Here is a 9,512-nt window from a genome sequence, read left to right as displayed (position 1 = left end):
GCAAATACTCACTTGTATTTGCTATTTTTTCGCAGAAAAAATCACAGGGGGATTGGGGGCGTTTCCCCCAACAAGCAAGAAAATATTGGCACGAAGTGGCTATACTTTTCAGTGCTTGCCAAACCACTTAAATAATGATTTGAAGTTAATATTATGTTATAATATTAACTAAAGATTATTATTTATTTTACGTAGTAAAGGTGGTGGGATTGTGAACGAACAAAATGATAATTTGTCGAGCGATAATGCTGTCGGGAAAAATCGAAACCCCGACCGCAAAGAGCCGAAACAAATTAGCTTTCGTGTGAGTGAATCCGAATATGAAAAGTTGAAGTCATCTGCTGAAACTTTGAATATGAGTGTGGCTTCTTTCGTTAAGAAAAAGGCACAAGGCAGTCGATTAGTAGCGCCCAAATTAGATAAAGAGTCGCGACAATCGATTGTTAAAGGTTTAGGTACTATGGGGGGCAATATAAATCAGATTGCTAAATGGTTTAATCAACACAAAGAACAAGCAGTAAATTTACCAGAACAGAAATATGATGAATTAATTAATGGGTTTAATTCAGTTAAAAAGGAGTTGCATGAGATATGGCAACAACTAAAATAAGTTCGACCAAATCAACAAGTCGTGCAATTAATTACGCAGAAAAACGTGCAGAAGAAAAAAGTGCTTTGAATTGCGATATTGATTATGCAAAAAGCAGTTTTAAAGCAACACGTGAGTTATATGGTAAAACAAATGGCAACCAAGGACATGTAATCATTCAGTCGTTTAAACCTGACGAAGTAACACCGGAACAATGTAATCAATTAGGTTTAGAGTTAGCCGAGAAGATAGCGCCAAATCATCAAGTCGCAGTTTACACACATAACGATACAGATCACGTTCATAATCATATTGTGATTAATTCAGTTGATTTAGAAACAGGAAAGAAATTTTATAACAACAAGCAAGCATTAAAAGACATCAGACAGGCAAATGATGAAATCTCTAAAACGCATAACCTATCAATTCCAGACAAACAAGCACAAATACGCTACACACAAGCAGAACAAAACATTATGGATAAATCTGAAGATGTAAAAGCATCATGGAAAAATCAAATTAGAATAGCGATTGAAGATACCAAAGAACAAGCAGCAGATTTTGACGAATTTAACGAATTACTTAAACCAAAAGGCGTTGAAATCGCACGTGTAACAGATAAGACCATAACTTATAAACATATTGAAGAAGATAAAAAAGTGCGTGGTAGCAAACTTGGTAATGACTATGACAAGGAGGAGTTGGACGATGGCTTTAGACTTGAGAAACAAAGACGAAATCGACAGTCTGAACAAGAAATTAGACCAAATTTTAAAGCAACAAAAGGAGATTGGGACGAATTTAGAGAAGAAAACGAACGACGACTTAGATCCGAGCGAGAACGAAGAGAAAATGAGCGCATTAATGCAGAGAATGAAAGACTTAGAAGACAAAGAGAACAAGAGAGTCGAACAACACAATCAGTTAATAAAAAAGATAGAGGAATCGACCTCCACCTTTAATCAAGCAAGCGATGACTTGCATGTGAGATATAAATCAGTAGCTAACGCATATTTAAATAAAATAAATACCGATAATCAAGAACAAGACTTTCAAAAAGCCCTAGACAATAAGTTTAAAAAGATAGATAACAATACAAAAACACTTATGAATGGGGTAATCGAAAGTAATAAGCAGACAAGAACAGAAATACAAGAATATAAAAAAACACTTGAAGGTAAATTTCAAGATAACGATAAGTTGATAGGTAAATACAACAAATCGTTAAGTAAAATGAATCAAGGCATATTTTCTTTATTTTTTGTTGTTTTAATCGTCTCCCTAGTATCACTGATAACTGGACCAATAGGGGATATATTAATGCTTAACAGTTATGCAGACACCATTCATGATCAAATTGTGCAAGGTGAATCTATTTGGAGATATTTGGCTTATTTATTCTATATCATTCCGTTTATATTGTTATTCTTTATTCTGTGGGCATGTACGAAGTTTATAGACGCTTTAGATAATAAATTCTAGGATTTGTACCTAAAATCTCTATAAGCTCTAAATACCCCCTTAAAATTCAAAATAAGGGTATATAGTATTTATAAAGTTAAGGAGTGGAAAAATGTCTAACCGTGAAAAATTAAAAAAACGAATTAGTCTTGTATTAAGCTTAGCTCAAGTAATCGTTCAAGTTTGTATCGTTTATTTAGCTTATAAGCAATACAAACTATCTAAAGATTATTAATTATGATTTAAGGGTTTAGAACATGGTTCTAGACTCTTATTTTTGTATGTGTCAACGGTAACGGAATGAACAAAGTGAATGAGTATAAGGAGTTGATACATTCTCACTACTCGCCACACTAACTGTAGTGGAATTGGACAACCTCCAATTCCCTGCAGTTTGAACGGCGAGTTCAAGAAGTTTTTTGATTTTACTTTTTTGAAAAAAAGTAATGGTTTAGGTTTTTTAAATATAAATAAATTCTAATAGAATTTATACATTGTTTTTAAGTATTTTGAACTTGTGCATTTTGGGCTGGAACTTTTTAATATATTTTTAAAATCTTTTTAAACCCTTTTTAGGCACCCTTTGAACCTTACTGCGAGAAGGAGTTTCAGACCCTAAGGGGGACATTTTATCACACTAAGGGGGACATTTTATCACACTAAGGGGGACATTTTATCACACTAAGGGGGACATTTTATCACACTGTACAGGACGTAAATATAATTAGTCCCTTTTAGCATTTGACTGTTGCATTTATTTGCTTTATTATGGTTTTTAACAAATAAAAAAAGGGACTAACCTCTAATTAGTCCCTTTTAAAAAGATATATATACTGTATAGGAGTGATTATAACATGACTGGAGAGACTGTTGTGTACCAAAACGCATTGAATTTAGTACCTTTAAGAAAGTTTACAAGTACAGAAATAGATTTATTTTTCGCTATGTGTAATAAACTGAAAGAAAAAGACTGCGAAACATTAACGTTAACGTTTGATGAACTAAAAGAATTAAGCGCTTATAACCCAGATATAAGGCATATGGATAAATTCGTAGCTGATTTACAACACGTTTATAGTAAAATGTTAAATATTAATTACACAATTCGTACTGAAAATAAAATCACAAGTTTTGTTTTATTTTATAAATATGAAATTGACTTGAATGAAAAAACATTACAAATATCTACTGCACCAGAGTTAAAACATATCTTGAATGAATTAACTGGTAACTTTACTAAATTTGAACTTCAAGAGATGACACAGCTCAAATCAACTTACGCCAAAAATATGTTTAGGATTTTAAAGCAGTATAAGCATACTGGCTATTTTAAAATTGGAATGGACGATTTGAGAGAACGTTTAGATATCCCTAAATCATATAAAATGAATGATATTAACAAACGGGTATTCAAGCCAATTATTAATGAATTAGGTTTTATATTTAAAGACCTTAATATTAATAAAATTTCTGCTAAGAAATCACGTAAAATCGAATGGTTAGAATTTACTTTTGAACCTGAGAAACGTATTCATAGCAAGCGACAACCGGACATGGCGAATGTAGGTAAATCAAAGCATAATATTAATCGTGAGATGACGCCCGAATGGTTAAAAAATAAACAACATGAACAAAGTAATTCTGAAACCTTAGAATACACAGAAGAAGAACGCCGAGCGTTTTTAGAGAAAATGAACAAAAGCAAAGATGAATAAAAAAAGCCCCACCGATCAGACGTGATGGTTGGGGCTTTTTTTATTTATCTTTAATTTCCTCTTTATTTTTCCTTTTATTTTCTGTAGCTTTCTTTTTGTTTCACTATTTTCGGGTATTCGGATTATCGTGTGGAAAAACATTATAGCTGGTAGATTTTTGCTAAACTAAGGTCAGGCTAGTTGAAGAGTATCTTTTATTTTCTAAGTAATTGTGGTAGCATAAAAATGAACTAGAAAACTGTAGCTAGGGTTCCGCTATCTAGGTAGGTCAGTGACCGAGGGCTACATCTTTTACAATATGTAAAAGGCACCTATTGACATAAAAGGTCCGAGGGGGAAGGTTCAGCGTAGTTGTTATGCGTTGAAATCTTTCTCTTTGGCTCTTTTTTTATTATTTAGGAGGTATTTATCGTATGAAAAGGATCGATGATTTGAAAGCTGGTGTTGCAGTTATTATTTTGAATGAGGAGAACCAAGTTTTGTTGCAAAAAAGGTCCGATGTAGGACTTTGGGGTATTCCTTCAGGACATATAGAAATAGGGGAAACAGTTTCTGAAGCAGCTATTAGAGAAATAAAAGAGGAAACCAATTTAGATATTAGAATTAAAAAGCTTATAGGTGTGTACTCTGAGCCTGATTCTCAGGTTTTTACTTATCCAAATGGAAGAGTAGTGCATTTTATAACAACTTGTTTTCTTGCTGAAATTACTGGGGGTGAACTACGATGTAATTCTTCTGAGTCACAAGAAATTCAATTTTTTGAACAACAAAGTTTACCAAGAGACTTATTGAAAATGCATCCTCAATGGTTAAATGACGCCCTTGCCAATGATGACTTAGCTTTTATTCGTTAAAAAGTAAATCCTTGTTAAGTTAACGGGGGGATTAGTAAAAAGAGGGGTTCAGATAAAAAATTCCACACTATTTTCCGATTACCCCTATTTTCTTTGTTATCTATTAACCAATAAAAAAGACCTACTAGAGGAATAAAATATAATGCTAATAAAAATGCTAACGATAAATATCCTTCGAGCGAAAAGATATCTGACCAATTTACCTTTATGAACGCTTCTCTGTCATCATTTTCTTCTATACATAGGTTCTGTTGCAAAGTTGAATTTATAGTATAATTTTAACAAAAAGGAGTCTTCTGTATGAACTATTTCAGATATAAACAATTTAACAAGGATGTTATCACTGTAACCGTTGGCTACTATCTAAGATATGCATTGAGTTATCGTGATATATCTGAAATATTAAGGGAACGTGGTGTAAACGTTCATCATTCAACGGTCTACCGTTGGGTTCAAGAATATGCCCCAATTTTGTATCAAATTTGGAAGAAAAAGCATAAAAAAGCTTATTACAAATGGCGTATTGATGAGACGTACATCAAAATAAAAGGAAAATGGAGCTATTTATATCGTGCCATTGATGCAGAGGGACATACATTAGATATTTGGTTGCGTAAGCAACGAGATAATCATTCAGCATATGCGTTTATCAAACGTCTCATTAAACAATTTGGTAAACCTCAAAAGGTAATTACAGATCAGGCACCTTCAACGAAGGTAGCAATGGCTAAAGTAATTAAAGCTTTTAAACTTAAACCTGACTGTCATTGTACATCGAAATATCTGAATAACCTCATTGAGCAAGATCACCGTCATATTAAAGTAAGAAAGACAAGATATCAAAGTATCAATACGGCAAAGAATACTTTAAAAGGTATTGAATGTATTTACGCTCTATATAAAAAGAACCGCAGGTCCCTTCAGATCTACGGATTTTCGCCATGCCACGAAATTAGCATCATGCTAGCAAGTTAAGCGAACACTGACATGATAAATTAGTGGTTAGCTATATTTTTTTACTTTGCAACAGAACCTTATAGGGGATAAAAAACAAAGACACAACTTATAAGTTGTGACCTGATTTGCTCTGTTAATTATGGTTCTATGATATTTGGTGTTTAAGTATAAGAATAGTGTTGATGAATTTTATCTATCAACACCAAATATCATAGGCCCCAAAATTGTCTGACCAGTGTTCGGATTAATTTTACAATCTACCTTTCATGATGAAGTGTTTCGATGACAACGCGGTCTTCAAATGATAAAATAGTGGTGCCCATAAAGGTCCTTCTTTCTAGTGGAATGTTGTGATGACACCATTAAAGACCTTTATGGGTTTTTCTGTCCACTAAAATGTTCAACTTAAATTTTACAATCTATCAATTTTACAATCTACCTAAAAATAAAACATTCACATTACATAGTCCCTAATAAAAAAATAACCGATGAATCGACAAATGACGATAACGGTTATTTTTTAACAAACTTTTTATTTTAGTATTCGCCCCAATATTTAGACATTGTTTGTTTACCAACGCCAGGGTTGAAACTATTAGTTGGATCATTTTTCTTATAGTGCTTGATTAAGGCCGGTGCTGCCAAATATAGATGCCCAACATTGTGTTCGGCTGGATAAACAGCGTGACGCTCATCCAAAATTTTAAGCATTTCTTTTTTAAGTTCATGCGCATCGATGCCAGGTTTTAGAATATAATCCTGGTGCATAACGTGATCAAGTAAGTGACCATAATAAATTTTGTGTTCTATTTTGTCTTCAATCTCTTTAGGCAAATGCTCGAACCACTTATAATCATTACTTGCCAACGCGATATCTAGTGGCAAAATGTCAATACTATCCTGTTTTAATTCTTGATATCGAATCGCAACCCCAGCTGTTACATAGCGGTGAGTTTCCGCTTTACTGGTCTCATTGGCATCGGCTTCAAAGTAGTCGCCACTGGCTTTGTCAAAATAAGATTTGAGATACTCTCGCGCTTCTTCAATACCATTATCAGCCATTTTCAATTGTAGGTGATGGTCGTACTTTTCGTAATAATCATCTAACCGCTTTGGCATTTGATTAGGAAATAAATTACTTAATGTTTGAAGCAAACGATCTGGGAAATAAGGTTTGAAAAACGGAATGTGCTTCAAAAAGCGTTCGCCCCATGCTTTTAGCTTAAACATTTGGGGCAAATGACCCGTACCAATTTTTTCAATCACAATTAGTGAGTCTTTACCATATTTCTTGGCCAATTTATAAGCATTTTTATGCATATATTCACCAGAAACAGGCAATTCTTTGAATGTCGTCATAATATGGCGACGAATATCTTCCAACTCATCGGGATTATTCGTTCCAATGTAAAACATTTGTGTTTTTTTATCCATTGGGAATGTATCTAAGCGGACAGCCAATGCCGCAACGTGACCGGACGATCCAGATACTTCATACAATTGTTTAGGATTTGCATTATATCGAATAGGCTTATCAGATTCAACGTCACGCACAACCTGTTTATGATGGAACATTGAACCATGATGTTCAGTAGCTGGTACTTGATTCAAATCAAAATTGCGGTTCTGCAAATTAGTAATAATCTCTTCGGGCGTTTTGCCCAAATCAATGCCTAAATGGTTAACTAAGTGCATTTCGTCATGTTCATCAATCCAAACATACAATGATAGCTCTGTATAAGCTGGACCTCTTCTGATCAAAGCACCACCAGAATTGTTGTTAATACCACCAATGACCGATGCACCCAAATTAGATGAGCCAATGACTGAATGTGGTTCACGTTTAAGTGGTCGCAATTCATTTTCTAAGTGAAACAGTGTCGTACCGGGGAATGCTAGTACTTGTTCCCCATTATTGATTAACTGTAAATCTTTAATTTTCATGCCGTTCACAACAACTGCAGAACGGTCATAACCTGGGGCTGGTACGGATCCCTCAGTCAAACTAGTGTTGGCTGCTTGCATAATAATGATAATATTGTTATCATGCAAAACATTAAGCACACGCCACATTGCCATTAAAGTGGTTGGAAATACGACTGCAACTGCATCGCCCTTACCTGAGCGGTACCCTTTCCTAAAACGTAAAGATTTTGCCTTGTCAGTAATAACATTTTTTTTACCAACAACATTGACTAGTTCTTCGACTAAGTCCATATTAACTTCTCCCCTCTATAACGTTTGTAAAAAACGTTTTAATCATTACGCTTTCAATGATACGCTTTTTTGGTTCTGTTGCAAAGTTGAATTTATAGTATAATTTTAATAAAAAGGAGTCTTTTGTATGAACTATTTCAGATATAAACAATTTAACAAGGATGTTATCACTGTAGCCGTTGCGTTGTCTACTATCTAAGATATGCATTGAGTTGTCGTGATATATCTTAAATATTAAGGGAACGTGGTGTAAACGTTCATCATTCAACGGTCTACCGTTGGGTTCAAGAATATGCCCCGATTTTATATCAAATTTGGAAGAAAAAGCATAAAAAAGCTTATTACAAATGGCGTATTGATGAGACGTACATCAAAATAAAAGGAAAATGGAACTATTTATATCGTGCCATTGATGCAGAGGGACATACATTAGATATTTGGTTGCGTAAGCAACGAGATAATCATTCAGCATATGTATTTATCAAACGTCTCATTAAACAATTTGGTAAACCTCAAAAGGTAATTACAGATCAGGCACCTTCAACGAAGGTCGCAATGGCTAAAGTCATTAAAGCTTTTAAACTTAAACCTGACTGTCATTGTACATCGAAATATCTGAATAATCTCATTGAGCAAGATCATCGTCATATTAAAGTAAGAAAGACAAGGTATCAAAGTATCAATACAGCAAAGAATACTTTAAAAGGTATTGAATGTATTTACGCTCTATATAAAAAGAACCGCAGGTCTCTTTAGATCTACGGATTTTCGCCATGCCACGAAATTAGCATCATGCTAGCAAGTTAAGCGAACACTGACATGATAAATTAGTGGTTAGCTATATTTTTTTACTTTGCAACAGAACCTATACATAAATGAAAGATAATCATACTTAGAGATACACTAATTAAACTGCACTTATTCCAGACACTCCATTTTTTTATACTATACGTTTTGGGTTCATCATCATTTTTATTTATAATTAAATCAAATATTGTGAACACTACTATTGTCCCTATAATTCCAAAAATTGAAGCATTTCTCGCATTTATAAAAAGAACAATCAAATAATTTATAATTGATTGAATCGCTATCAAGAGAAGTAAAGGCTTATTTCTCTTACATTTCTTTTCAATTTTTTTCCACATTTACATTTGTACCTTCGCTGTAATTTGCCATTTTTCGCATTAAATCAACATCGTTTTTATACCCTTGAAAATCAATATATCCATTATCATTAACATGCTTAATAAAGCTATTTAACAATTCTATGCGCTCACTATCATATTGTTTTTGCGCTTTTAACTCTTTATTTTCTGCTCTCAATTTTTCAATTTCTTCATGTTCATCAATCGTGATTTGTTCTTTAGGTATTTCAATTACCGTTGGTTTTATTCGATTGCCGAGTGCTGCTAAACGTGTATAAGCTGTTGGATTTAAATCTCTGATTTGAGCTAATGCTCTTACTTTCTCATATTCTTCTTCGGTTAAATTGATATTGATTGTTTTAGCTTTTTTTTGGTCTTGACTTGGCATTTTTATTCCACCTTTTACTAAATGATTACTCATATAAAATACATTTATTTTATTGAGTTATTACTTAGTAAATACTATAACATAGGTGGAAGATATTTTTGAGTGATTACTAATAATAAAATATAAAATTTTATTTAGTAATTACTCATTTTATACGCTCACATTTTTGAGCGTATGGACTAC

Annotated in this window: 9 protein-coding genes and 1 pseudogene; 8 read left to right on the top strand and 2 right to left on the bottom strand. The window is 33.3% G+C overall.

Annotated elements, in window-relative coordinates:
- Positions 1 to 211 precede the first annotated feature (211 nt).
- The 7 genes from ACP3TL_RS14930 to ACP3TL_RS14900 all read left to right on the top strand — a co-directional run bounded on the left by ACP3TL_RS14930 (position 212) and on the right by ACP3TL_RS14900 (position 5,594).
- Positions 212 to 610, top strand: a complete 399-nt coding sequence (locus tag ACP3TL_RS14930) for a plasmid mobilization protein (protein ID WP_285336905.1) — start codon at positions 212 to 214, stop codon at positions 608 to 610.
- A complete protein-coding gene (locus tag ACP3TL_RS14925; protein WP_426433224.1) occupies positions 592 to 1,551 on the top strand; it encodes a relaxase/mobilization nuclease domain-containing protein in 960 nt (319 codons plus the stop codon). The genes ACP3TL_RS14930 and ACP3TL_RS14925 overlap by 19 nt, the downstream gene beginning before the upstream one ends.
- Positions 1,454 to 2,071, top strand: coding sequence for an MATE family efflux transporter (locus ACP3TL_RS14920; RefSeq protein WP_369080785.1), 618 nt, complete (start codon positions 1,454 to 1,456; stop codon positions 2,069 to 2,071). The genes ACP3TL_RS14925 and ACP3TL_RS14920 overlap by 98 nt, the downstream gene beginning before the upstream one ends.
- Before the next feature lie 91 nt (positions 2,072 to 2,162).
- Positions 2,163 to 2,285, top strand: coding sequence for a hypothetical protein (locus ACP3TL_RS14915; protein ID WP_261721902.1), 123 nt, complete (start codon positions 2,163 to 2,165; stop codon positions 2,283 to 2,285).
- Positions 2,286 to 2,904: 619 nt separating this feature from the next.
- Complete coding sequence (locus ACP3TL_RS14910) at positions 2,905 to 3,765, top strand: replication initiation protein (protein ID WP_426433223.1); 861 nt, start codon at positions 2,905 to 2,907, stop codon at positions 3,763 to 3,765.
- Between the two features lie 413 nt (positions 3,766 to 4,178).
- Complete coding sequence (locus tag ACP3TL_RS14905) at positions 4,179 to 4,619, top strand: NUDIX domain-containing protein (protein WP_002476233.1); 441 nt, start codon at positions 4,179 to 4,181, stop codon at positions 4,617 to 4,619.
- 300 nt (positions 4,620 to 4,919) lie between these two features.
- On the top strand, positions 4,920 to 5,594 hold the full coding sequence (locus ACP3TL_RS14900) for an IS6-like element IS257 family transposase (RefSeq protein WP_285336886.1): 675 nt from the start codon (positions 4,920 to 4,922) through the stop codon (positions 5,592 to 5,594).
- 519 nt (positions 5,595 to 6,113) lie between these two features.
- Here ACP3TL_RS14900 and dld read toward each other — a convergent pair.
- A complete protein-coding gene (gene dld / locus ACP3TL_RS14895) occupies positions 6,114 to 7,793 on the bottom strand; it encodes a D-lactate dehydrogenase (protein ID WP_069828397.1) in 1,680 nt (559 codons plus the stop codon).
- Positions 7,794 to 7,920: 127 nt separating this feature from the next.
- Between dld and ACP3TL_RS14890 the strand changes: the two are divergent.
- Positions 7,921 to 8,592: pseudogene (locus ACP3TL_RS14890) on the top strand (IS6 family transposase).
- Between the two features lie 332 nt (positions 8,593 to 8,924).
- Here the strand turns inward: ACP3TL_RS14890 and ACP3TL_RS14885 are convergent.
- Positions 8,925 to 9,329 (bottom strand): plasmid mobilization protein, encoded by a 405-nt coding sequence (locus ACP3TL_RS14885; RefSeq protein WP_069828096.1) that lies wholly within the window; start codon positions 9,327 to 9,329, stop codon positions 8,925 to 8,927.
- Positions 9,330 to 9,512 lie beyond the last annotated feature (183 nt).

Origin of the sequence: Staphylococcus caseorum (assembly GCF_049943195.1) — a bacterium.
GTDB classification, from domain to species: Bacteria; Bacillota; Bacilli; order Staphylococcales; family Staphylococcaceae; genus Staphylococcus; species Staphylococcus equorum_A.
Note: the sequence above shows the minus strand (reverse complement) of the source record. Positions and strands in the feature narration are given on the sequence as shown.

What these genes read in the sequence shown, in the direction of transcription:
- ACP3TL_RS14925 (WP_426433224.1), top strand. Translation starts at nt 592, where the DNA reads ATGGCAACAACTAAAATAAGTTCGACCAAATCAACAAGTCGTGCAATT.
- ACP3TL_RS14920 (WP_369080785.1), top strand. Translation starts at nt 1,454, where the DNA reads ATGCAGAGAATGAAAGACTTAGAAGACAAAGAGAACAAGAGAGTCGAA.
- ACP3TL_RS14915 (WP_261721902.1), top strand. Translation starts at nt 2,163, where the DNA reads ATGTCTAACCGTGAAAAATTAAAAAAACGAATTAGTCTTGTATTAAGC.
- ACP3TL_RS14910 (WP_426433223.1), top strand. Translation starts at nt 2,905, where the DNA reads ATGACTGGAGAGACTGTTGTGTACCAAAACGCATTGAATTTAGTACCT.
- ACP3TL_RS14905 (WP_002476233.1), top strand. Translation starts at nt 4,179, where the DNA reads ATGAAAAGGATCGATGATTTGAAAGCTGGTGTTGCAGTTATTATTTTG.
- ACP3TL_RS14900 (WP_285336886.1), top strand. Translation starts at nt 4,920, where the DNA reads ATGAACTATTTCAGATATAAACAATTTAACAAGGATGTTATCACTGTA.
- dld (WP_069828397.1), bottom strand. Translation starts at nt 7,793, where the DNA reads ATGGACTTAGTCGAAGAACTAGTCAATGTTGTTGGTAAAAAAAATGTT.
- ACP3TL_RS14885 (WP_069828096.1), bottom strand. Translation starts at nt 9,329, where the DNA reads ATGCCAAGTCAAGACCAAAAAAAAGCTAAAACAATCAATATCAATTTA.